This window comes from Paenibacillus rhizolycopersici (assembly GCF_014947195.2).
GTDB lineage: Bacteria > Bacillota > Bacilli > Paenibacillales > Paenibacillaceae > Fontibacillus > Fontibacillus rhizolycopersici.
In genome coordinates this window covers 141083-165348 of record NZ_JADCNN020000009.1, presented here as the reverse complement: position 1 = coordinate 165348, position 24266 = coordinate 141083, and the positions used below count along the sequence as shown (strand labels likewise).

The following is a 24266-nucleotide window of genomic DNA, read 5'->3' as shown; positions in this document are numbered from 1 at the left end:
GAGGAGAGAATGGCGTGAAGCGATGGTTATTCGTAGGAAAAAGCGATAAACGCGACCTTTTATTGTATTTATGCAGCGTGTTGGCTACGGCCGGCTCGAAGGTTCTGCTAAGAGACGGTACGGAGAACGGAAAATACCGGTATTCGATTGGCGGAGATTCGTCTCTTCCGATTATGGAGTTTTACGGGTTTGATGTGGCGACGGGGGGAACGGGTTTCTCAAGCCCCCTAACAAATATGAGCGACGAAGTGAAGACCTCTGCTTACGATTACGAATTGCATGATGTTGATAAGCTAAACGGCCTGACACCAGAGCTGTTTACGTCTGCAGACGAAATCGTTTGGGTCACGACGTATGAGCGTTATGAAGTGGAGGCGAGTAGACAGTGGTTCCGCAGCTTGTTTGACCTTTGGCCCCAGCTTCGCGGGTTGGCCGTCCGACCGGTCTTTATCCGTACGATCGACAGCAGCGTCAACAGTCGGTTTATTCTGAGTTTGTTGGACGGTCTTCCGCTGGAATGGCGCTCTGCAGAGCTTTGCATTCCTTGGAACGAATCGAATCTGGCTGCTCAGTTGGAGAATGAACATACCCAGCGGCTACGCCTTGGGAGTCTCTCCCGTTCTTATAAAAGAGCGCTTCGCGAACTGCTGAGCGAGCTGGCATGCTGGGATCACGCCATCGTCAAGCGCGCTGTCCGCCAGGCGGAACGGGGGCAGGCATGAGCCGTTTTGTGTTTTGGGACGGCGGTTTGGGCGGAGCCGCCGAAGCCGCCGTAGCCACTGCAATATCATTAGGTTTACGGCATCCGCAGCGGATGCTTCTGGTCAATCAAGGACCCGCCGACTTCGGCATTGAGGAGGGACTGCGACAAACCATCCGCTTCCACGGTGAGCTCTACGCAGATGAAGCGATCCCGGAGCATGGTTTCGATGCACTTCTCCGCCTGCAAGCAAGCGGGCGTCTTTCACGGAGCAATTTTGCCGATTATACAGTTCCATTACTGCGCGGTCGCCTGGATCTCTTATGCGGGACGCGATTAGGCGATTCCGCTTGGCAGGAAACCGAAAAGAAAGCTGTCACCGAAGTGCTGGCGATGGCGGAGCAAACGTACGATTGGCTGATTCTTCATGCGCATGGTCAGCCGTTAAGCGAGGTATTGCGGAATCACCGTAAAGGCGACGTATTCGTGGTGGTACAGCCGCATCGGCTGGGAATCCTGGACGAGCTGTTCGCGGATATGGGTTCCGGACATGGCGATCAGCAGACGAATTTGATCGTCGTCATTTCGCCCTTTGATCCCCATTCCCGTTGGGGGATGAACAATTTGAAACGCCGGTATCCCTTATCGCTGCCCATGGTTGGCCTCCCGCATCTTACGGAGTTCTCTGATGCCTGGAACGACCGCAACATCTTGACGTATTTTCGTCAAAATCCACTTTGGCCCAAACGAGGCGGAGAGCGGGAGCTTCTCATCAAAGGGTACCGCGAGTTAGGGAATAAGCTGTTGGAATTGACAGCGAGTACAGGCACTTCCATATCTCTGGCAGAGAAGGGGGCGTAGAGATTGAACGGACTGACCAACGGCTTATTGATTGCGCTCCTGGTACTGACGGTTTCTCTCTTTATTTGGCGCAAAGCCCGAACAGCGGGGACAAAAGGTCCGGATCGTTGGATTGGCGAGGATCGATACGAGCTTTCGGCCATTGCGTCTTATATTAAGGTAAGGCTACATGAACTTAGTCGTTCGACCGGAAATGATTGGGGGGTGAGCGAGGAAGCTTGGAATCGCAAAGCCAAAGCGCGGGCAGAACTTCGCCAAGCACTTCGTGGATGCACGTATGGAGACCCGCAGGATAAACAATATATAAAGGCGTTTATCCGTGACATCCTGGTGGGCGATTATGGGATCAATGAACACCACATCGACCGGATCCTGCCGTTTCAGCGCAGGGAATTGTTAACGGTCCAAGACCGCTTCGACATCGTGTTGTACTTATATAAGCAACGTTACGGTACCGAAGGGTTCGCTCAAATGATGGAAGACTATTCGCTGGATGAACCGAACCCCCCAAAGACCGCCGACGGTTCCCCGGTATATGAAATGACTGGGGAAGACGTTGACCTTATCTTTTTCTTGGAATACCGCGCCCTTACGTTTCAGGAGAAGCTAGACCTCGTGGTCCAGCGCGTTTACCAAATGTATAAAGGCTTCTCGGTGGTGGACGAGCTGCGGGAAATGCGAATCGACGGACTAAGCGGCGGTGTCAGTGGGATACCGAGCGGATATGCGGCAACTGAAGCGACCCCTGTTCCGGGTTATGAGAATGGAGTAACCGATAGGGTCATGACTGAGGTTGACGAGGACGGCGAAATAATTACTTACGCTTGGGACAGCGTCTGGATCTTCTACAAAGGAAAGAGCATCCGTCTGGCATTCCTGTCCTTTGGCAGTGAAGCGGAGCTCAAACGGGTTTGTCAAAACATCTACAAGTTTAATCTGCCCGGTCAGTTGTCAGAGGTTAATGGGTATAAGGTGAACGAAATGAAGGACGGTTCGCGGATTGTGGTTGTTCGACCTCCTTTTGCGGAATCCTGGGCTTTTTTCGTCCGGAAGTTCGATATCCCCAGCGCTTCGTTGGAACATTTGATTCAAGGCGAACATGCAGAGCTTCCGCTGGGACTGCTCAAATACTTCATGAAGGGAAGCCGGATCACCTCGATTACCGGTTCTCAAGGTTCGGGCAAAACTACGCTGCTGATGGCGATGATTAAACATATTTACGCCTCCTATACGCTTCGCGTACAAGAAATGTCCTTCGAGCTTCATTTGCGGCGCTTATACAGCGGACGGAATATTTTAAGTTTCCGGGAGACTGATTACGTAAGCGGGCAAGCCGCGTTGGACTTGCAAAAGAAGACCGACGGCACCGTCCACATTCTCGGCGAGGTAGCGACAGACGAGGTTGCCGCCTGGATGGTGCAAATGGCGCAAGTCGCCAGCTTGTTTACCTTGTTTACGCATCACGCCAAAACATTCCGTGACCTTATCGAGTCGCTGCGTAACTCGCTTTTGAAAGCTGGTGTGTTTCGCGACGAAAGAATCGCCGAGATGCAGGTGGCTTCGGTCATCGATTTTGACATTCACTTGCGCCGAGATAGGTCAGGGAGGCGTTATATCGAACGGATCACCGAATGCTGTCAACGGGAGACGATTGATCAGGCAGGCTATGAGGAGCGGGTGATTATGGAATATCGCAATGGGCGTTACGTGGCCGTTCGGCCAATTACGCCTAAATCCCGCGAGGCCATGGCCCGTGAGATGCTGCCGGAGGACGCGGCGGATTTTGAACGGTTTGTCTGCATGTATTGGGGGGAGACGGTTGGAGCTTAAGACGATCCTGCTGTTAGTTCTAGGAATATCCCTAAGTGGCTTTGCCGGATTGGTTGTCGTCAGTCAGATGCTCGGTAAAAGGGAAAATCCGCTATGGGCAGATGCTTGGGGCGCGGGCGGAACGTCTTCGCAACAACCTCTGCGCTGGATGAAGTTGCGGATCTCCTCGTTCTATCTTAAATCATATACCGTTTGGATGAAGGTGTTGCCGCTCCGGCACTACGTCGGGAAAGTTCGATTGCGTTTGGCGGTCATTCATCCTAATGACGAGATGGAACTCAGGCGTCAAACGATGAAAATGACCTATGGTATAACGGGGACGTTTGCCGCATCGATCGCGGCGTTGACCGCGTTGAATCCTGATTGGGTTTTCTTTTTGTCACTGCTCATTGCCGCTGCCGTTCTGCAGGGTTTGATACTTGATGGTTACATTAATCGCTTGGAAACCAAGCTGCTTGAGCAACTGTTAGGTTTTTATGCCGCGGTCCGGCACGCCTATCATCGGCATGGCATGGTGTCGGATGCGATTGAGGAAGCCGGCGAGACGACAGGCCGTGAGATCGGGGTTCATGCTCATTTGATCAACGAAGCACTGGAGGATTCCGATCCGGACGAAGCGCTGGAGAAGTATGTTGAAACGGCGCCAAGCCGCTATTTGAAAGCCTTTGCCGGCATTTCCCGATTAGTATCGGAATACGGCGATCGCAAATCTGCGGAAGGTTCCCTGTATCTCCGCGGCATCAGCCGCTTAACCGGTGAAGTTCAATTGGAGCTAATCCGAAAGAAAAGGCTCGACTACCTGCTCAAAGGGCTGCATGGGATCGCATTGTTGCCGGTCTTTTTTACAAAGCCCGTCGAAGTTTGGGCTAGAGGTCATTTCCCGCTTATGGACTCATTTTACTTGAGCAAAGCGGGGATATGGATCAAAATCGGCCTATTTCTGACCATCTTGTTCAGTTACGTTCTGTTGCAAAAGCTCAAAAGCGAAGAAGAAACAAGCTATCGAGCCAAACCGGTGAAACAGCCTTGGGAAGCGAGGATCTATGCGCATCGAATCCTTGGACGCATCTGTCGCCGGTTTGTTCCTACTGTCGAGTCCGTAACCTATCATCGAATCTCTCAACTGCTGAAGGAGACAAACCATCAGCTGCGGCTCGAATGGTTTCAGGTCAGGCGGATTTGCGCATTTTCCATGGGCTTGATCGTTACCTTGGGTGCATTCCTTGTGATCCACCATCTAGCCCAGCAGCGCATAATGACGGAACCTCCCGCCACTGCGTCCTTTTTCGGTGCTTTGCCGAAGGATGCGATAGAGGCCGGACGTCTGGACGCCGAAGGGGACGCTGCGGTGATGCGGGAAATGGAGATGTCGGCGACGGCCGGTTATGACGCGATCGCCCGCTCCATTGAAACGATGCAAGAAAGATTCGGGGGAGGGAGTTCCCATGAAGAGCTGTCTGAGGTTGCCCGTCGGGTCATGGACAAGCTGCAGCGGTGGAATCAGGAATACCTCAGGTGGTGGGAGGTTGGGCTCGCTGTTCTGGCCGGGTTGGCCGGTTACCAGTTGCCGCTTTGGACAGTGCAATTCCAGCGATGGATAAGGTTGATGGACATGCGCCATGAGGTGTATCAGATGCTAACGATGATTGCTATCCTGCGGGAGCTGGAGCGCATCTCCGTGGAAGAAATTTTGGAATGGCTGGCTTCTTATGCCGTGATCTTTCGAGTCCCCCTGCAAAAATGCCTGCTGGATTATGGACATAACCCGGAGGAGGCACTCGTGGAGTTGAGGAAGGAGGTTATACTGGAGGATTTCCAACGTTTGGCGGACAAATTACTGCTGGCGTCGGAAAAACTTACAGTCGCTGACGCTTTTGACGATCTCGACAGCGATATGTCTTATCAATTTGAGCGGCGGCGGTTGGATTACGAGAAGTCACTGGAGGTTAAAGCCGGTTGGGGACGAATCATCGGATTTACCCCAATGTATGCGCTCGTATTCGCCTATTTGGTCATTCCGCTGATCTGGATGAGTTTTGAACAGATGAGCTTGTATTTTGATCAACTCCAAAAATTGTGAGGAATAAAGGAGGCACTTATCGATGAACAACGCTTCATCCGCTTTAAAAGTCGCGGCCGGCATTTTTTTGACTATCGCATTAATTACGATTGTTGTCATTTTGTTCGTATCTGCCCAGGAAGCCACGAAAACGGCGCAGAACAGCTTTTCCGACATCCAGACGGAATTGTCCCAAGCTTCATTTACCGTCTATGATGACACGACGGTCAGCGGGTCGCAAGTGACGAACGCGCTGCGAAAATTTAAGGATCGAGATCAGTTCGGGATATTGGTGAAAACCGGGAAGAACAGCGGTGGGGAATGGTATGGAGATGTTCTCCTCATCAATGAGCCTGTTTCCTCGGAACGGTATGGATCTGTAAACGGACAAAGCTATGCCGCGATTAGCAACGCTTGGGACGAACGTCTTAATGAATATGTCAATCCTAGCGGCAAATTTAAAGCGTTGGTCGTCAAGGACAGCTCCAACGTAGTCCGCGGATTAATCTTTACGCAAACGACGCTGATTCCATAAGAATCGCGGGTTGGGGGCACAGATCAAGATGTTTAATCAGGTGAAAAGTCTAGTTTGGCTGCTCTTTTCTGTCAGTTCTTTTCTAGCTGCAACCCTTTATACCCTTGAAATCGAGAAGGACCAGAACGCTGCCTACGATGCGATTGCCATTCAGCTGCACGGTGTTGGGCGAAGTGTTTATGCTCATGAGGGGAAGGATTCCGTATGGGAAACGGCGGCGAACCTAGGCGATGACGATCTGCTGGAATTGACGAGTGAAAGGGTGACAGGGAATCAAATATTACATCGTCTTCCGGATTGGATCGATCAAGGCGTAGTTATCGAAGTGGACGGCGAAATCTTGAATGCCCCCCTGACGGGCCTGCTGGAAGATGAACTGGAGCAAAGCCGATCGCGCGCCGTAACCGTACTAGAGCTACGGGAGGAATATAGCGCGGAACGTATGAAAGATTCTTCTGGAAAAGAAATCCGCGTCATTTTTCGTAGAAAGTAGGTTGCTGGAGATGGTCAATGCCTTGTCCAAAATAACAGCCGCTCTGCTTGCCGTGCTGCTCCTGTTTCTGTTTCCAGCATTGCAAGCGGCGCAACGGCAGGAGGATATCCGGTATTTGGCTGCATATCGGACATTAGTGCAGTTTACCGATGCGGTTCGGAACAAAGGGATCGTGACGCCAAAGATGTATGAGGATTTTATCCGCGAAATCGAAATCACTGGGGGAGGGTATGAGGTTGAATTGGAACACCGGCATAAAACCTATCATCCGGAATACGGTGATCCGGCCGACCCCACGTCCTTCCTGAACGACTTTAGCGTCGTCTACGATGCGTTTTATACTTCGGATATTTTGCAGGCGATGTTTCCAACCGGAACGGGGAACAAAGGTGACAACTATGTGCTCCAGGAAGGCGATTTCTTTGCTGTCACGGTTGTTGATCTTTCTCGCAGCCCGTTAGATATTTTATCGGAGTTTTTATATAACGGTGCAGGTAAAGAAAAGCCGTCTCTGCTAACCTATGGAGGTATGGTTCTAAATGAAGATTACTGACTGGGCTGTCATTTTTGTGTTGATCGTCGCTCCGATCTTTTGGCTGAACGGCCAGCGGGTGGAGAATCTGAGGGAAGTGAACCGGCTTGAAACCCGATATACTGCTGCAATGCGCACGGCAGTCCAAGATGCGGCGGTTGCGCTGAATCGAAACGAGCTCCAGCAATTCGAGAGCGGGTACGGATCAGAGAAATGGATGCGTGCGGATAAGGAGCAAGCGCTCGCCGCACTGCTTCGAAGTTTGTACCTAAACTTTGGGGTCGCTGACGATCCGGTGGGACAACACGCGCTCCTCGGCTATATTCCAGCGGTTGTCGTCATGGATTATGATGGTTACTTTCTGTATTCGGCAGATGCTGAAAGGAACACGGATACATACGCATACCACTGGAGTGACAAAAAAAACTATACATACTCCGATGTTGACGGGAATAGCATCGCCTTGACTTTGGATAGGAAAGTAACAGCGTATGATGCTGCGGCAGACCGCTGGGTTAGCGGGCTGCAATCCGAGATCAAATCGGAAGTTTCCATTCCGCTGTTACAGAGCGATGAGGAATTTGAGGCCGTTCGGCGCGCTACGATCGTCCGCCTCATTGAAGAGGACTTAGCCCGGACGATCCGCCTTCACAATCTGCTCGCCGAGAAACGTGGCGTACACTATACTTTCACGTTGCCGGTCATCCCACAAGAGGACTGGAACAACACGCTGAATGATGTTGGAATTCTGGTATTTCTGCAAGGCATTCCAGTTGGGAATCTTCATTACAACAACTATGCAATAGGTGGGGGGAGGCTGGATCGAACGCCGACGATCCTGGGAGCGGTTGATCCCTCGACAGGGATGAAATACTTCTATCGAGAGTCCTGCTCAAAGGCTCGAGAGTTAGGATACCGTGAGGAAGAGATATTCTCCGGTGAACGTGAGGCAGCCGGAAACGGTTATTATCCGTTAGATTGTCGGACAAGCGGACCGTAAAGAGGAGATAGATACACGTTGACGAAGGGGCCAGCTTTGGGCCGGCCCCTTTGCCAACGACAGCGATTATTTGAAGGAAGCATACCCTTCGTCTGCCATGACGACGCTACCGTTAATGGCACTAGCCTCGTCCAGCGTCAACAAGTAAACGGTATCGGCCACCTGTTCCGGTAATGTCAATTTGTTGCCCATCACTTTGGACTTCATCGAATCGACCATGCCCTTGTCTTTATAACCTTGGATGATCGGAGTATCGACGGCCCCAGGCGCCACAGCAATAACCCGGATACCCCAGTCTGCCATTTCCAGAGCGGCGGATTTGGTCATCATAATTACGGCACCCTTAGAGGCATGGTAGGCGAAGGTACCGGGGGAAGCAAGGAAGCCAAACACCGAAGCAGTGTTAATGATGACCCCTTTGATCCCTAGCTCACGCATTTTTTTGCCAGCGGCGATGATGCCGTACGCAACGCCATGCTGGTTCACCTGAATGACGTTATGATAATCGTTTAGATTTTGGTCCAGCACCGGGGTGACCCGGCCAATCCCGGCATTATTGAACATGACATCGATTCTTCCGTAAGTATCCACCGCTTTTTCTACCAAGGCTTCAACATCTTCATACTTAGAAACATCGGTTTTGACGAAGATGGCTTTACCTCCGTTTGCCATAATTTGTTCTGCGACTGCTTGTCCGCCAGCCACATTAAAATCAGCTACAACGACCCGATCCCCTTTGGAGGCAAATTTGAAAGCGGTTTCTTTACCGATTCCACTAGCTCCCCCGGTCACGATGGCTACTCTGTTTTGTTGCATGAGTACTTCTCCTGCCTCTCTTTGATATTTATGAAGTTCTGTACTATGATTGTAACAAAAGTCATTGTTAAACAAAATTTATATATAATTAGTATCAAATAAGAATTACTTAAGAAGTGGTTCGACCGCAGGGAGGGAATTCCATGAACCTGGAGCAGTTGGAGTATATTGTAGATGTGGCAAAAACAAAATCGCTGACCAAAACGGCCCAAAACGCTCATGTTACTTTATCCGCTGTTAGCCAGTCCATCTCTTTACTGGAATCGGAACTTGGAGTGGTGTTATTTAACCGGTCGCGAGGGGTTGGTGCTGTTCCAACGCCGGAAGGACAGTCGATTATTGGACGAGCTGCAGAGATATTGACCAAACTCGAAGCCCTTCGGTCCGAAGCCAACTCCTACAGTGACAAGCTAAGCGGCGAGTTGATCATCGCAACGATCCCCGGTCCGATGCATTTATTGATGGAGGCGATTGCAGGCTTTAGGAAGGATTACCCTGAGGTCAAGGTCCGTATTTTCGAGCAGGGACCCAAAGAAATTTTGGATGAACTGCAAAGCGGAGGAATCGATCTTGGCTTTATCGCGCTGACATCGGATCTTCTGGCTCAACATAAAACATTACATTTTGAAAAGCTTTTTACCGGTAAAATGGTCGTTGGTGTACCTAAAACTTCATTGCTTGCTCTAGAGCGGTCGATGAAACCGGAGCAGCTTGTCGGATATTCCCTTGTCCTGTATGACGATGAGCATATTCGTCATTACTTAACTACTAGACTCGCAGAATACGGAGAACCGGATATTTTGTTCGCTACCAACAATGTTCAGGCAATTCAAGGCGCGGTGAGGGAAGGGCTTGCGCTTACGGTTGGAGTGGATTATTCTTTCGAAAGCGGAGGGCAGGCGGATATCGTGCCGGTCGAGCTGGATCTGCCGGATTTTGGTCCGGTGTATTACGGCTGGGTAATCCCTAAAGGCAAACAGGCCTCAGCGATCACCAAATGCTTTATACGCCGGATACAATAAGATTCAAGGATATGAGCAGCGGAGAGGAGATTAAGGAAGGTTATGGATCAGGAACATCAAAGGAAACAACCGGATCGTTATTCGCGGCAAAGGTTGTTTACTCCTATAGGCAGTACCGGACAAGACAAGCTTGAGCAGGCGAAGGTACTGGTCGTCGGTGCGGGAGCGCTTGGCACCGGCATCGCTGAAACGCTAGTGCGCGCGGGAGTGGGCCATCTCGTGATCGCCGACCGGGATTACGTGGAATGGAGCAATTTGCAGCGACAACAGTTGTTTTCTGAAGCGGACGCAGCCGAGCGGGTACCTAAAGCGATTGCTGCCCGACAGCGGTTAGCCGCGATCAACAGTCAGGTGCGCATCGATGCCCATGTGATGGATGTCGACCCGGAAGAGTTGGAAGCTTTAATCTCTGGCGTCGATTTGATTATGGATGCGACGGATAATTTCGATACAAGATTGATGATCAATGATATATCGCAAAAATATCGCATTCCGTGGGTTTATGGCGGTTGCGTCGGAAGTTACGGCATTACTTACACGATCTTGCCAGGCGAGACCCCTTGCCTGAATTGCCTCCTGGGTACCGTACCGCTTGGCGGGGATACCTGCGACACGGTCGGCGTCATACCGCCTGCCGTACAGATGGTTGTGGCCCATCAAACAACAGAAGCTCTAAAGCTATTAACCGGGCACCCCGAGACACTTCGCGGCACATTGCTGACCTTTGATCTATGGCGGAACGAGCAAGCTTCAATCAAGGTTGGTTCCGCCAAGCGGGACGAGTGCCTTTCCTGTGGAAGTGGAGCTACCTTCCCGTATCTGTCCGCTTCCAGCCATCGGAAAACGGAAGTACTCTGCGGTAGGGATACGGTTCAGATTCGACCGGCCGCCAAACGAAACATTCAACTGCAAGATATGGCGGATAAGTTGAGCCGATTGCAGGAGGGGACGGTAGAAATCAACCCGTTTTTGCTTTCTTTTACGATTGGCGAACGTCGGTTGGTCTTGTTTACGGATGGGCGGGCACTCATTCACGGCACGCAAGATCCGGTCGAGGCCAGAACGATCTATGACCGTTATTTAGGTTAAGCCTAACCGAGATTGTATAGCGACGACCGAATGGTTTGCCGCAGGAATGACCATCTTATTAATGAAGAAATAGCAGATGCAGCGTAAGGTGGTCGCGCGATGAAAAGGTACATCATACTTGTGTTGGAGGATCCTGCCGAGGGAGAGCGTATCAAATCCGGGCTGGAGGAAGCCGGTTATCGAATCGGGTGGAGGCAGAACGAAATAGGCGTTCTTCGATGGCTGGAAGAGGACCTTCCGGATCTGCTGCTACTGGGTACGGATTTGCCGAATGATGCCTCGTCTGTCCTTCAGGAGGAAATTGGCCGATTTGCTCCGTTTCCGATCCTACTTTTGCTTAAGGAGTGGAGCTCGGAGGCGGTTGTCGCCGGTTTTGCCCGGGGAGCTAACGACGTGGTTCAGGTTACAATCCCCATGGCTGAACTGTATGCCCGAATTGGCCATTTGATTTCATTGTTCAAACGATTGGGGGATGGCTCCTTAACCGAGTTGTCGTTTGAGGATTTGCGAATGGAACTGCGCAGCCGCAAGGCGTGGAGAGACGGAGAACCTATCAAGTTGACGCCAAAGGAATTCGATTTGCTGCTTTTTCTGTTGAAACGGGCGGGGAAAGTGTGTGGGCGAGAGATGCTCTTACAGCAAGTGTGGGGTTATGATTTTGCAACAGGAACGAATGTGGTAGACGTCTATATCCGTCATTTGCGCAAAAAAATAGATAGCGGTCATACAAAAAAACTGTTGCATACCGTTCGTGGCACCGGATATATGCTTGGTTAAACAGGAAATAACCCGGACATTGGCATGCCAGGTTATCTTCAGGTCAAAAAGCCGCTGCGATCGATTGATCTATGCAACGACTTCTTGATTAAGTAGTATGGGGGGCTTGTCCGACTACAGGACGCGACGGGCCTTCAGATAAGTTCTTTTCCAGTTGCCCGAATTCAGATTGGAGATCGTTACACCTGGTTTACCATAAGTGTGCAGAATCTTTCCGCTACCCATGTAGATCGCCACATGCGTTACGTTTCTCCCGTTAGCCCGGCTGCCGCTGGAGAAGAACACCAAATCGCCAGCTTTCAGATTCGACTTTGAAACGGCATAACCCGCTTTCGCTTGCGCTGAGGACGTACGAGGCAAAGTAACGCCGTACTTTTTGAATACATATTTCGTAAACGAAGAGCAGTCGAATACTCGGGTCGTGGAAGTGGATGCACCGAATTTATATGGCGTGCCCAAAAAATTCTTACCGTAGTTTACAACTTGCGATCCTTTAGAAACGGCGGTGCTTGTTGCAGACTGGGCTTGTACAGGTTCAGCCCCGCTAGCAAGCAGCGTACTGAAACCGATGGCGGACGCAAGTCCGACCGTCAATACTTTTTGGAAAAGGGTGCGTTTATTCATGTAGTAGTACCTCCAAAGATATTGTTTTTTGACCGGTTCGTAAATGAAGTATAACAGATTTGTAATCTCCTAAAATATGGTATAATCTCCTAAAATCCATGCGTCCCAACGGTTTGACAGCGATTATTAAAATAACATTAAAGTTTACATTTTTTTAAGATGTAGAGATTTTCCTTTAAAATTGGAATGTAAAAAACCCTTGAAAATTCAAGGGTTTTTCTTTCTTTTCATATTTCATAAAAGGTGCAGAGATGGTTACAAAAATGAAATATATTAAAATGTTAGTCTCGACTTTGAATGATCAGCAGCCACCCCTCGCCGACATGTACCGTTCCGGTGGAAGCGACTAATTGATTGCTTACAGCCAGGGATTGTCCAATTCGGAGAGTGGCGTTATGTAGGGGATACATGAATCCATCGAGCGTAATACCGGTTACGACAGGGGTAAGCGGGAGCAGGGAGACATAGGAGTATCCGCGATCCTCGACTTGAGAGAAGGACCCGCACAATGTGATGTAATTATACTCATCCCAGATGGCACAGGTAATTCCTTGTTCTGCTGCACGAAGCAACATATGCAGATTGGCAAGCGTATGATCCAAGCGGGTTCCAATCACACCGGTTAACACGATTTCTGCAGGGTTTCTCCGTACGGCATGGTCAAAGGCCAGTTCCGTATCCGTTAAATCTTTGTCAACCGGATCGCAAGCTAGAAGCTCAATACTATATGTACGAATACGTTCCAATTCTTCCTCACTGACGGAATCGAAATCGCCTACCGCCAAATCCGGCTTCATTCCATGCTCAACCAAAAATAAGGCTCCACGGTCAGCTCCGATCAGAAAATCGTTCGGACGAACCTCCCGAAGCATTCCCGGATCTAAACGCCCACCGGCAAAAATAAGAACCCGGTTCACGGTCATTTCTATTCCTTCCTCTCACGCAAAAATATCTATTGCTTCAATAGTATAATTCAGATTTTAGGGTTGCACAATTTCACCGTGTGGGCCTACAATGGGGATTGATAAAAGAAGCTGACAGAGAAAGGCAGAGAAGGACGGAAGAGATGCATATCTTTGATATTTTTAGCATCATCGGGACAGTTGCTTTCGCGATGTCCGGCGCGTTCGTGGCCATGGAAGAGGAATATGACATTCTTGGCGTGCTGGTATTGGGTTTGGTCACCGCTTTTGGCGGCGGGATTATCCGCAACGTATTGATTGGCGTCCCGGTTACGACATTATGGGCGCAAGGGGATTTGATATTGCTGGCCGTATTGTCGGTGTTTGTCGCTTTCGTGCTTCCGATGCCGTGGGTTCGCCACTGGAAGCGGACGGAGGTTTTGTTTGATGCGATCGGTTTGTCGGCTTTTGCCATCCAAGGGGCGTTATACGCGACGGAGATGAAACATCCGATGAGCGCGGTGTTGGTTGCGGCGGTACTAACAGGCATCGGGGGAGGGATTATCCGCGATCTGCTGGCCGGGCGTAAGCCGCTGGTGTTGCGAGACGAAATCTATGCCGTGTGGGCCATGCTGGCGGGGCTGGCGATTGGCATGGGATGGTTTGGGTCGACGGTGGAATTGATTCTGCTGTTTGTTGCCGTGGTCTTTTTCCGGATGCTGTCTGTTCATTATAAATGGAAGTTGCCTAGACGATCTTTGGCAACAGGAGACATTTATATCAGAGCGGAAGTAGATGCGGAGTCAACTCCCGAGCGGGCCATTGTACAAGATCAGACACCTTAAGTTACAGTCAGGCCGAATTGAACAAACACCAAGAGAGGCTGTCCTTAGTAGATGTAGGTTCTACGTTGGGCAGCCTCTGATTTTACAACATCATGTAAGCGCTATTTTAAGAAATGTACCATCGCGTCCGGGAGCTCTTGTTGCCAAAATCCCCATAGATGTTTGCCGTCCTTCTCGAAGTAGGCAACTTGGGCACCGCGTTCCTCCAGGAGGGCTTTGGCTCTGCGGTTCAGTTCAACAAAATTATAGGTACCCGTATCGGTAGTATAATGATCCTCCTGCAGTCCCACAATCATGAAGAGCGACAAATAGGAAAGATCGGTCTCTTGAGCAAGGATTTCCAGGGAAGGTTCATAGTAAGCGCCGGATAAGCTAATGATTTTGGAAAACAGTTCCGGGTTTTTCATAGCGAGATGGAGAGAGACGGTTGCCCCTAATGAATCTCCGGCCAGCACCCTTTCCGAAGGTTCGCAGCGAACCGGATAATTGCGTTCGATAAAGGGAATAATTTCTTCCGTGAAACAGCGCGTATAGGCTTCAAATCGGTTTCCAAATGGGGCATATTCCTCCGTGCGCACAGCGACGTTCACCTCCACGCCTACAATAATGAAAGGCTCGAGGCCTTCATCCAGAATCAGGCGATTGGCGTGCGTCGCGATACGACCGAAGTTGAAGAATTCCTCGCCGTCCTGACAGTAAATGACGGGATAACTGAGGATTTCGTTGTACCCAGGTGGAAGGTAAACGCGCAGGTAACGCTTTTCCCCTAAGAACTGGCTTTGGATTTCCTCTTTAATGATGGTTCGTTTCAAATAATTCGAATCCGTCATGGTTCTACACACACTCCCGGTTGGATGGATTTTGCTTTTGCCTGTTGATTCAAGTAACATTTACCATGAAATAGAGATAACGATAGCTTACCACAATATGGGTTTGTGTTATACTATTTTTGAAAAACTGTTACATACACAAAGATAAATATATAACACAATAATCCTTAATTCCTTTGACTTCTAGAATGAAACAGGAGTATAATAATTCTATAACAGAGGAACAAGTTAATCAAATTTTCAGTCGAGGTGAAAAAAATGAGCAAGATTCCTTATGAAGTATACACGGAAGAAGTTCAAGCTTTGACCGTGCTCTCGCCAGACGGTGAAATCGTTAACAAAGATAAAGTGCCGGCATTGTCCGACGATCAATTGAAAGAACTGATGTATCGCATGGTATTTACGCGTACCTGGGACGAACGTGCGATCAACTTGGGTCGCCAAGGCCGCCTCGGATTTTATGCACCGGTGTCCGGACAAGAAGCGACCATGGTAGGCAGTGAGTTCGCCCTGGACAAGAACGACTTTGTTTGCCCGGGTTACCGCGATATGCCGCAGCTCGTATGGCATGGTCTCCCACTGTATCAAGCTTTCCTGTACTCCCGCGGTCATCAACACGGCGGACAAATTCCGGAAGGCGTCAACGTACTTATGCCTCAAATCATTATCGGCGCTCAAGTGTTGCACGCGATGGGGATCGCGATGGGCTTCAAGCTCAAGAAGCAAAAACAAGTGGCCATTACTTATACCGGTGACGGCGGTTCTTCGGAAGGCGATTTCTACGAAGCGCTGAACTACGCTGGAGTATTCAAACTGCCGGTTATTTTCTTCGTGCAAAATAACGGTTATGCCATCACCACACCGTTCGCAAAACAAACCGCAGCCTTGTCGATCGCTCATAAAGCAGTCGCTGCAGGGATCCGCGGCGTGAAAATCGACGGGATGGACGTGTTTGCAGTCATCAGTGCGGTGCAGGAAGCTGCTGAACGCGCTCGTAACGGCGAAGGCGCTACATTGATCGAAGCGGTCACTTACCGGTTCCGTCCGCACTCCCTGTCTGACGATACTTCGAAGTACCGGACGAAGGAAGAAGAAGGACAATGGGGCGAGAAAGATCCAATCGCTCGCTTGGCTAAATATTTGGAGAAGAAAGGTCTTTGGACCGAAGAAGATACCGCTCGGGTGAAAGAAGAAGCGAAAGCAAAAGTCAACGAGCAAATCAAGAAAGCGGAACAAACAGAAAAAATGACAATTCCAGGCCTGATCGACAGCATGTTCGAAAAAACACCGAAGCACTTGGAAGAGCAAAAGGCCGATTTTCAATAATACGTACGTGTAAACTAGTCTGATCGTTCTATAGAGGAGGATACAAGCAATGGCACAAATGAATATGAAAGAAGCGATTCGCGACGCCATGCGCGTCGAATTGCAACGCGATCCAAACGTTCTGATTTTCGGCGAAGACGTAGGTAATGTCGGTGGGGTGTTCCGCGTAACGGAAGGCCTGCAGAAAGAATTCGGGGAAGAACGCGTCATGGATACGCCGCTGGCGGAATCGGCCATCGGTGGTATGGCGGTAGGTCTGGGGATTCAAGGTTTCCGTCCGATCGCAGAAATCCAGTTTGTCGGTTTTATTTTTGAAGCTTTGGACCAAATTCTCGTACAAGCAGCCCGGATGCGTTACCGTTCCGGCGGACGTTACCACGCTCCCGTCGTATTCCGCACCCCGTTTGGCGGCGGCGTTAAAGCAGCCGAGCTGCATACGGATGCCTTGGAGGGCCTGATCGCCCAAACCCCAGGGATCAAGCTCGTGATTCCTTCGAACCCTTACGACGCGAAGGGACTGTTGATCTCCGCTATTCGCGATAACGATCCAGTCTTCTTTATGGAACACTTGAACCTGTACCATGCCTTCCGTGATGAGGTTCCTGAAGGAGAATACACGGTTGAACTGGGTAAAGCCAACATCGTTCGTGAAGGTTCGGATGTAACGATTCTCGCTTATGGCCTCATGGTTCATACAGCTGTTAAAGCAGCGGAAGAATTGGAGAAAACCAAAGGCATCAAAGCCGAAGTCATTGACCTGCGTACGCTCGTGCCGCTGGACATCGATACGATTGTTGCCTCGGTGAAGAAGACGAATCGCGCCATCATTGTTCAAGAAGCGCAAAAATCGGCCGGCATCGCAGCGGAAGTCATCGCGCAAATCAACGAGAAAGCGATTCTGCACCTTGAAGCTCCTGTCCTTCGCATCGCTCCGCCGGATACCATATATCCGTTCGCGCAAATCGAAGACCAATGGCTACCGTCCCCGGCTCGCGTGATCGAGGGCGTTAACAAAGTGCTTGAATTCTAAATCGAAGAACAAAATAGGAGGTCTTTCCTGTGGCTAAGTTTGAATATCGGTTCCCTGAACTGGGCGAAGGCTTGCATGAAGGTGAAATCATCAAAATGCATGTCAAGCCAGGGGACAAAGTAACAGATGAAGATATCATCATGGAGGTACAAAACGACAAAGCCGTCGTTGAAGTGCCGTGTCCTGTTAATGGTGTAGTACAAGAAGTGTTCGGTAAAGACGGCGCCGTATTCCGCGTAGGCGATGTCGTAGCCGTGATCGAAGCCGAAGGCGATCTTCCCGAACAAGAAGGAGCTCCGGCTCCAGCTGCAGAGGCAAGCGCTCCGGTTGCTCCGGCAGCAGCTCCTGCTCCTCAAGCGGCAGCTTCCTCATCCAAATTCGAATACCGGTTCCCTGAACTGGGCGAAGGTTTGCATGAAGGCGAAATTATCAAAATGCACATCAAACCAGGCGATAAGGTTACGGACGAAGATATCATCATGGAAGTGCAAAATGATAAAGCCGTCGTTGAAGTACCTTGTCCGGTGAACGGTACGGTTCTTGAAGTATTCGGAAAAGACGGCGCGATCTTCCGCGTTGGAGACGTTGTAGCTGTTATTGATGCAGAAGGCGATGTGCCAGAACAAGCCGCTGCTCCAGAGCAAGCGCATGACGCACCTAAGGCCGCTGCTGGTGCGCCGGCTGCAGCCGCAGCTCCGGTCGCTCCAAACCGTGAGATTCTCGCTACCCCTAGCGTACGTAAATATGCTCGTGAACAAGGTGTGAATTTGTCCCAAGTTCCAGGTACAGGGAAAGCCGGGAAAATCACGAGAGAAGACGTCGACAACTTCAAGAAAGGCGGAGCTGCCGCCGCTGCTCCAGCCCAAGCTGCAGCACCTGCACAAGCCGCGGCTCCAGCCGCAGCAGCCAAAGCTCCAGCCGCTGCTGCACCAACAGCGATTTCTACGGACGGCGAAGAAGAACGCGTACCGTTTAAAGGCATTCGCAAAGCGATTTCCAATGCGATGGTTAAATCGGCTTACACCGCGCCTCATGTTACCATCATGGACGAAGTGGACGTCACCGAATTGGTCGCTTTCCGTACGCGGATGAAACCGATCGCCGAGAAGAAAGGCATTAAGGTTACTTATCTTCCATTCATCGTGAAAGCTTTGGTTGCCGCATCCCGTCAATTCCCGGCTCTGAATGCTTCGATTGATGAAGTGAACAACGAGATCGTGTATAAGAAATTCTATAACATCGGGATTGCAACGGACACCGATAATGGTCTGATCGTTCCCGTGATCAAAGATGCGGATCGGAAGAGCATTTGGATGATCGCCGAAGCCATTAAGGACCTGGCAGCCCGTGGCCGTGAAGGCAAACTGGCAGCGAACGAGATGAAAGGCAGCACGATTTCGATCACAAACATCGGTTCTGCCGGCGGTATGTTCTTTACGCCAATCATCAACTATCCTGAAGTTGCGATCCTTGGAACCGGCCGGATCAGTGAGAAACCGGTTGTCAAAAACGGCGAAATTGTTGTCGCTCCGGTAATGGCTTTGTCCCTCAGCTTTGACCACCGTCTGATCGACGGCGCGACGGCGCAAAACTTTATGAACTATATCAAACAGCTGCTCGCGAATCCTGAGCTGCTCGTTATGGAGGTGTAATCAATGGTAGTAGGAGATGCTTCTCTAGATATTGATACATTAGTTGTCGGTGCAGGTCCCGGCGGATATGTGGCGGCCATTCGTGCCGCCCAGCTCGGGCAAAAGGTGATCATCGTTGACAAATCGGAGCTTGGCGGCGTCTGCTTGAACCGCGGTTGTATCCCGTCCAAAGCGCTGATCTCGGCCGCTCACCAATACGAGTCCGCTCAACATGCCGATGCCTTCGGGATTACGGCAGAGAACGTGAAAGTGGACTTCAAGAAAACGCAAGAATTCAAGAACGGCGTTGTCAAGAAGATGACTCAAGGCGTTGGCGGCTTGCTTAAAGGTAACAAGGTCGAAGTTTTCAGCGGTGAAGTGATGTTCATCAACGAAAACGAAGCTCGTGCGTTCAACGAGCACGAATCGCCGCGTTACCGCTTCAAGCATTGCATTCTGGCTACCGGTTCCCGCCCGATCGAGCTGAAACCTTTCCCGTTTGGCGGACGCATCTTGTCCTCGACAGAAGCGCTTGAGCTGCAAGAAATTCCGAGCAGCCTTGTCGTCATCGGCGGCGGTTATATCGGCGCTGAGCTTGGCCAAATGTTCTCCAAGTTTGGCACCAAAGTAACGATCATCGAAGGTATGGATACCGTATTGCCAGGCTTCGACAAAGACATGACCCGTCTGGTTGCCAAGAACATGGCGAAGACCGGCATCGAAATCGTAACGAACGCTAAAGCCGAAAGCGCGGAACAAACCGATAAGAACGTAACGGTGAAATATTCCGTGAACGGCGAAAGTAAAGAAGTCACTGCCGACTACCTGCTGGTGACCGTTGGCCGTCGTCCAAACACTGATGGCGATCTGGGTCTGGATCTGGCTGGCGTGGAGTTGACTGACCGTGGTTTGGTCAAAGTTGACCATCAAGGACGCACCAGCAACCCGAACATCTTTGCGATCGGCGATATCGTGGCTGGCCCTGCGCTTGCACACAAAGCTTCCTACGAAGGAAAAGTGGCGGCCGAAGCGATCGCAGGACTTCCTTCCGTGGTGGATTACAAAGCAATCCCAGCGGTTGTCTTTACGGATCCAGAATGCTCTAGCGTAGGTCTGACGGAGTCGGAAGCGAAAGACAAAGGCTTTAAGGTCAAAGCCGGCAAGTTCCCATTCGCAGGCAATGGTCGCGCAACTTCCTTGAATCAGCCTGAAGGCTTCATCAAGATCGTGGCGAACGCAGATAACAACGTGGTGCTCGGCGCGCAAATCGTCGGGATCGAAGCTTCCAACTTGATCGCTGAGCTGGGCCTTGCGGTTGAAATGGGGGCAACACTCGAAGACATCTCGTTGACCATTCACGCTCACCCGACCTTGGGCGAAATCGTAATGGAAACGGCCGAGTTGGTTGAAGGTCATCCTATTCACGTAATTTCTCGCTAATTTTAGCGATTTTATCTCCCACTCCTCCTAAGAGTGGATCAACTCCTAAGTCTATTGGGCAAGGCCGTGTTCACGGTCTTGCCCTTTTTTTGTGCGGGGTTGGTCAAGTTATTTCGGTTGGATTAAGCGAAAAGCTGTTATTTTACCCCGAGCCGCATGCGATAACAGAATAGGATGTTGCGAGCTTCAGCCCCGAAAGCTTGATTCACTTGTTCGCGGAATTGCTCAGCAGCAGAAAGTATTTCGTTCGCCCCTAATTTTAAAGCGGTTTGCAAACCCCCTTGACTGAGGGCCAGATTCGCATATCGATCGGCGTCACAACTCTCCCAATGGTGAAATACGATCTCTCGTGAATAGTGGAAGAGGCCGCTCTTGCGGATTTGCTGCAGATGCTGGTCTTTAGGCCACTTGTACGCTTCTTTGTCGTTGTCGATCAGTTCGCTTGCGCGTTTTTCGGCGAAATCGACGAGTTGTATGTATGCCTGCTCGAGCTCAGGGCTGGCGGCCGGCGGCCAATCGCAATCGTAAGCAGCAAATATGCCTCCAGGGCGCAGCACTCTGGCGAACTCCTGGAGCGTTGGTTGAGGGTCCATCCAATGGAAGGATTGAGAGCAGGTGACGAGATCTACGGAGGAGGGCTCCAACGGCAATTCGGTGGACAAACCCTTGACGAATTGAAGCTGCGCTGGGCAGTTGCTTTCCCGCCAGCGATTCATTGCTACGGCGCGCATATCGTCGTTAGGCTCGATCCCAATGATTTGCTTCGCATGATTTAGCCAGGCAAAAGAGGAGAGGCCCGTACCGCAGCCAACATCCGCAACTATTTCCGGAGAACGGCCCAAAACCATCGATAAAATACGGATGACTTCGTCCGGCGCCTTGGGGCGGTTTTGATCGTAGAGTTCGCTGAATCCGTTGAATCGATCAATGTTATTTCGGCTAACCTGTTGACTCATATGTCGATCTCCTTTTCGCTCGAAAGATAGGTGTTCGTACCGATTATACAGCAAAATGAGCTTGGGCTAAAAAAAGGGGTTCCTGGTCAAATCGACCAAGAACCCCTTTTACAAATTAGATGAATAGATTAATTCCCGATTGGTCGGCCTTACCCAAGTAGTAACCGACTCCGCCGATTTTGACCCCGTCGATCAACTCTTCCTGGCGGATGCCCATCAGATCCATCGACATTTGGCAGGCGACGATTTCGACGCCTTGGTTGATGGCACTGGCCATGAGTTCTTCTAGGGAGGAAACGTTGTTATTTTTCATCACGCCACGAATCATCTTGGCTCCCATCCCAAGCATGTTCATGCGGGAGAGAGACAACTTATGGCTGCCGCGCGGCATCATCGCACCGAACATGCGACCGATGAAGGTTTTGGCGACGGGGACCTTCTCCGATTTACGGAGAATATTCAGCCCCCAGAAGGTGAAGAATAACGTCACTTTCTTGCCGCTGGCCGCGGCGCCATTGGCGATGATAAATGAGGCAATCGCCTTATCCAAGTCACCGCTAAATACAATCATCGTTGAGCCTTCCGGTGTTGTTGTCGGTTGAACCGAAGTGTCGCCAAGCCGGACCGGGTCTTCCTTGCAAATATAGGCTTCGATCATCCCGTTCGCATTCTTGGTAACCTGGAGCATACGGTGTTTGGACATGGTCGCCCATGCCTGCACATCCTCATAGAATCCAGGGTCAGAGGCGGTCACGTGCAGAACCTGTCCGGCTTCCAAACGATCCATGGATTGTTTGACCTGAATCAGTGGACCGGGGCAGCACAAACCGCAAGCATCAAGCTCCGCATCGGCATGCAGTTTGGAATCACCGGACACTTGGCTTGTTGCCGGAGCTACCGAAGCTGCGGCGATTTCTGCTTTTGCTACACGATCAACGGGGCAATCTGGGGAATCGGACCGACCCGGCTGGTAATTAGCCATTTGATAGAGCTTGTAACCTCCGGTCAAATTGCGAACCTTATAGCCTTTTTGCTGCAGAATTCGTGAAGCGGTATACCCGCGCAACCCGACTTGGCAGTAAACCCAAATCTCCTTGTCCCGATCTAGTTCATTCAGGCGATCACGCAATTCGTCAACCGGGATCAGCAGGGAGTCAGGGATATGTCCGTTGGCATGCTCCATCTCAGAACGAACATCGACCAACTGGGTCGTTTGCACGTCCCGGGTTGTCAAATCCTGCGGGACGAACAACCGAACGCGTCCGCTTAATACGTTCTCCGCAGTATAAGCGGCCATGTTCACCGGATCCTTTGCTGAAGAGTACGGAGGGGCGTAGGCCAATTCCAGTTCCGTCAAATCCGTTACCGTCCCCCGGAAACGAATCACCGTCGCGATATCATCGATCCGTTTATCTACCCCGTCATATCCGACAGCCTGCGCGCCTAGCACGGTACCGTCAGGCTTAAATAACAGCTTGATCGATAGGGGGGTGGCGCCGGGATAGTAAGAAGCATGAGAATTGGGATGAACCACCGTGACATGATAAGGGATCCCTAACCGCTGGAGCGTTCTCTCATTGTTCCCCGTGGCCGCTCCGGTAAGACCAAAGACTTTGATAATGGACGTGCCTTGCGAGCCTTTATATGTGGTTCCAAGACCACAGACATTGTCCGCAGCGATACGCCCCTGCTTGTTGGCAGGACCAGCCAGCGGAATTGCTGTTTTGGAACCATTAACAAAATCAACGACTTCAACCGCATCCCCAACGGCATAAATATCCGGAATGCTAGTTTCCAGTTTGTCGTTTACAACAATATGGCCTCTTGGCCCCAGTTCCAAGCCGGTTTCTTTCAGAAAAGCTGTATCCGGTGTAACTCCAATCGCCAAAATTACGATATCAGCCGATAATTCACGCTCGTCCGAAGTATGCACCTTAATGTAGTTACCTTGTTCTGTAAACGAGGTGACGGTCTGCGACATTAAAAGGTTAACGCCATGATCCTCCAGTTCCTTGGCAAGGACTCCTGACATCTCGGCGTCAAATGGCGCGAGAATTTGCGGACCGCCTTCGATCAACGTGACCTCAAGCCCGATTTCTCGCAAGTTCTCGGCCATTTCCACGCCAATAAATCCGCCGCCAATGACGATGGCGGAAGAAGCGCGTTCTTCGACAACCCGACGTTTGATACGGTCCGTATCCGGAATATTCCGCAGCGTATGGATCCGGCTGCTTTCAATGCCAGGGAGATTCGGTCGGATGGGTTTCGCACCGGGCGACAAAATCACCGCATCATAACTTTCTCGATATTCGCCGCGCTCTTTGCTGCGGACTAGTGCCGTTTTGCTGGTAGGATCGATTCCAATTACTTCGCTCTCGGTGCGGACATCGATGTTAAAGCGACGATGCATTGCTTCCGGTGTCTGGACCAGCAGTTTTGATCGATCCTTGATCGAATCACCGATATAGTAGGGAAGCCCACAGTTGGCAAAGGAAATATAAGGGTCCCGTTCGAACATGACGATATGTGCTTCTTCATCCAAGCGACGAAGTCTGGCGGCCGCAGAGGCACCGCCGGCAACACCGCCGACAATTAATACTTTTTTGCTCATCGTTTATTGTTCCTCCTCGAACAGATGGCGAACCAACTTAATGACTTTTTCATTCGCCAACTGATAATTGACTTCCAAACCGCTGCGTTCGGATTCGACGATCCCTAAACTGCGCAGCTTCTGCAGGTGCTGGGATACGGTCGATTGCGGCAGTTCCAAACATTCCTGCATGTACGTCACGTTGCATTGCTTCTTGTCCAGCAAGCCGCGGACGATGCATAATCGTACCGGATGTGCCAGAGCTTTCAACATTTCCGCAGCTTCCTGATAGGCTTTGAAATTGTTATCCATGAAAGTTCACCTCGGTTTCCTGATAATCATTATATCCTAATATTACGATATAGCAATATGAAATGC

General features: G+C 50.6%; 23 protein-coding genes. 16 read left to right on the top strand and 7 right to left on the bottom strand.

Annotation, left to right across the window (positions count from 1 at the left end; genetic code table 11):
• Nucleotides 1-14 precede the first annotated feature (14 nt).
• The 8 genes from IM700_RS12215 to IM700_RS12180 are packed head-to-tail and all read left to right on the top strand — an operon-like array spanning nt 15 to nt 8010.
• Nucleotides 15-722: a hypothetical protein gene (locus tag IM700_RS12215; RefSeq protein ID WP_193416174.1), complete on the top strand. Its 708-nt coding sequence runs from the start codon at nt 15-17 to the stop codon at nt 720-722.
• Nucleotides 719-1561 carry a hypothetical protein gene (locus IM700_RS12210; RefSeq protein WP_193416175.1) on the top strand — a complete coding sequence of 281 codons (843 nt, stop codon included), beginning with the start codon at nt 719-721 and terminating at the stop codon, nt 1559-1561. Before IM700_RS12215 ends, IM700_RS12210 begins: the two co-directional genes overlap by 4 nt.
• 3 nt (nt 1562-1564) lie before the next feature.
• Nucleotides 1565-3391, top strand: a complete 1827-nt coding sequence (locus tag IM700_RS12205; RefSeq protein ID WP_193416176.1) for a P-loop NTPase family protein — start codon at nt 1565-1567, stop codon at nt 3389-3391.
• Nucleotides 3381-5471: a hypothetical protein gene (locus tag IM700_RS12200; protein ID WP_193416177.1), complete on the top strand. Its 2091-nt coding sequence runs from the start codon at nt 3381-3383 to the stop codon at nt 5469-5471. The genes IM700_RS12205 and IM700_RS12200 overlap by 11 nt, the downstream gene beginning before the upstream one ends.
• A 22-nt stretch (nt 5472-5493) precedes the next feature.
• A complete protein-coding gene (locus tag IM700_RS12195) occupies nt 5494-5985 on the top strand; it encodes an ABC transporter permease (protein ID WP_155605881.1) in 492 nt (163 codons plus the stop codon).
• A 28-nt stretch (nt 5986-6013) separates the two neighbouring features.
• Nucleotides 6014-6478 (top strand): hypothetical protein, encoded by a 465-nt coding sequence (locus IM700_RS12190; protein ID WP_193416178.1) that lies wholly within the window; start codon nt 6014-6016, stop codon nt 6476-6478.
• Nucleotides 6479-6500: 22 nt separating this feature from the next.
• Entirely contained in the window at nt 6501-7031 is a 531-nt protein-coding gene (locus IM700_RS12185; RefSeq protein WP_239483835.1) for a hypothetical protein, read from the top strand.
• Nucleotides 7018-8010: a hypothetical protein gene (locus IM700_RS12180; protein WP_193416179.1), complete on the top strand. Its 993-nt coding sequence runs from the start codon at nt 7018-7020 to the stop codon at nt 8008-8010. Before IM700_RS12185 ends, IM700_RS12180 begins: the two co-directional genes overlap by 14 nt.
• 66 nt (nt 8011-8076) lie before the next feature.
• Here the strand turns inward: IM700_RS12180 and IM700_RS12175 are convergent, their stop codons facing one another.
• The gene (locus IM700_RS12175) at nt 8077-8826 is read right to left on the bottom strand and encodes an SDR family NAD(P)-dependent oxidoreductase (protein ID WP_193416180.1); all 750 of its coding nucleotides are present in this window, start codon (nt 8824-8826) and stop codon (nt 8077-8079) included.
• A 143-nt stretch (nt 8827-8969) separates the two neighbouring features.
• Between IM700_RS12175 and IM700_RS12170 the strand changes: the two genes are divergently transcribed.
• The 3 genes from IM700_RS12170 to IM700_RS12160 all read left to right on the top strand — a co-directional run bounded on the left by IM700_RS12170 (nt 8970) and on the right by IM700_RS12160 (nt 11714).
• On the top strand, nt 8970-9848 hold the full coding sequence (locus IM700_RS12170; RefSeq protein ID WP_193416181.1) for a LysR family transcriptional regulator: 879 nt from the start codon (nt 8970-8972) through the stop codon (nt 9846-9848).
• A 42-nt stretch (nt 9849-9890) separates the two neighbouring features.
• A complete protein-coding gene (locus tag IM700_RS12165) occupies nt 9891-10937 on the top strand; it encodes a MoeB/ThiF family adenylyltransferase (protein ID WP_193416182.1) in 1047 nt (348 codons plus the stop codon).
• A gap of 99 nt (nt 10938-11036) precedes the next feature.
• The gene (locus IM700_RS12160; RefSeq protein ID WP_193416183.1) at nt 11037-11714 is read left to right on the top strand and encodes a response regulator transcription factor; all 678 of its coding nucleotides are present in this window, start codon (nt 11037-11039) and stop codon (nt 11712-11714) included.
• Nucleotides 11715-11828: 114 nt separating this feature from the next.
• Here IM700_RS12160 and IM700_RS12155 read toward each other — a convergent pair whose 3' ends face one another.
• The gene (locus IM700_RS12155; RefSeq protein WP_193416184.1) at nt 11829-12338 is read right to left on the bottom strand and encodes a C40 family peptidase; all 510 of its coding nucleotides are present in this window, start codon (nt 12336-12338) and stop codon (nt 11829-11831) included.
• A gap of 281 nt (nt 12339-12619) precedes the next feature.
• The gene (locus IM700_RS12150) at nt 12620-13261 is read right to left on the bottom strand and encodes a thiamine diphosphokinase (RefSeq protein ID WP_155605890.1); all 642 of its coding nucleotides are present in this window, start codon (nt 13259-13261) and stop codon (nt 12620-12622) included.
• Nucleotides 13262-13404: 143 nt separating this feature from the next.
• Between IM700_RS12150 and IM700_RS12145 the strand changes: the two genes are divergently transcribed.
• The gene (locus tag IM700_RS12145) at nt 13405-14085 is read left to right on the top strand and encodes a trimeric intracellular cation channel family protein (protein WP_193416185.1); all 681 of its coding nucleotides are present in this window, start codon (nt 13405-13407) and stop codon (nt 14083-14085) included.
• Between the two features lie 101 nt (nt 14086-14186).
• On the opposite strand, the gene IM700_RS12140 is transcribed toward IM700_RS12145, so the two are convergent.
• Nucleotides 14187-14915, bottom strand: a complete 729-nt coding sequence (locus IM700_RS12140; RefSeq protein WP_193416186.1) for an alpha/beta hydrolase — start codon at nt 14913-14915, stop codon at nt 14187-14189.
• Nucleotides 14916-15173: 258 nt separating this feature from the next.
• Between IM700_RS12140 and pdhA the strand changes: the two genes are divergently transcribed.
• The 4 genes from pdhA to lpdA are packed head-to-tail and all read left to right on the top strand — an operon-like array spanning nt 15174 to nt 20342.
• Nucleotides 15174-16241, top strand: coding sequence for a pyruvate dehydrogenase (acetyl-transferring) E1 component subunit alpha (gene pdhA, locus IM700_RS12135; RefSeq protein ID WP_155605893.1), 1068 nt, complete (start codon nt 15174-15176; stop codon nt 16239-16241).
• A 49-nt stretch (nt 16242-16290) separates the two neighbouring features.
• Nucleotides 16291-17271, top strand: a complete 981-nt coding sequence (locus tag IM700_RS12130) for an alpha-ketoacid dehydrogenase subunit beta (RefSeq protein WP_193416187.1) — start codon at nt 16291-16293, stop codon at nt 17269-17271.
• 29 nt (nt 17272-17300) lie between these two features.
• On the top strand, nt 17301-18923 hold the full coding sequence (locus IM700_RS12125) for a 2-oxo acid dehydrogenase subunit E2 (protein ID WP_193416188.1): 1623 nt from the start codon (nt 17301-17303) through the stop codon (nt 18921-18923).
• A 3-nt stretch (nt 18924-18926) separates the two neighbouring features.
• Entirely contained in the window at nt 18927-20342 is a 1416-nt protein-coding gene (gene lpdA / locus IM700_RS12120) for a dihydrolipoyl dehydrogenase (RefSeq protein WP_155605895.1), read from the top strand.
• A gap of 137 nt (nt 20343-20479) precedes the next feature.
• Here lpdA and IM700_RS12115 read toward each other — a convergent pair whose 3' ends face one another.
• The 3 genes from IM700_RS12115 to IM700_RS12105 form a co-directional block, all read right to left on the bottom strand.
• Nucleotides 20480-21298, bottom strand: coding sequence for a class I SAM-dependent methyltransferase (locus IM700_RS12115; protein ID WP_193416189.1), 819 nt, complete (start codon nt 21296-21298; stop codon nt 20480-20482).
• Nucleotides 21299-21413: 115 nt separating this feature from the next.
• Nucleotides 21414-23909 carry an FAD-dependent oxidoreductase gene (locus IM700_RS12110; RefSeq protein WP_193416190.1) on the bottom strand — a complete coding sequence of 832 codons (2496 nt, stop codon included), beginning with the start codon at nt 23907-23909 and terminating at the stop codon, nt 21414-21416.
• A gap of 3 nt (nt 23910-23912) precedes the next feature.
• The gene (locus IM700_RS12105) at nt 23913-24200 is read right to left on the bottom strand and encodes an ArsR/SmtB family transcription factor (RefSeq protein WP_155605898.1); all 288 of its coding nucleotides are present in this window, start codon (nt 24198-24200) and stop codon (nt 23913-23915) included.
• Nucleotides 24201-24266 lie beyond the last annotated feature (66 nt).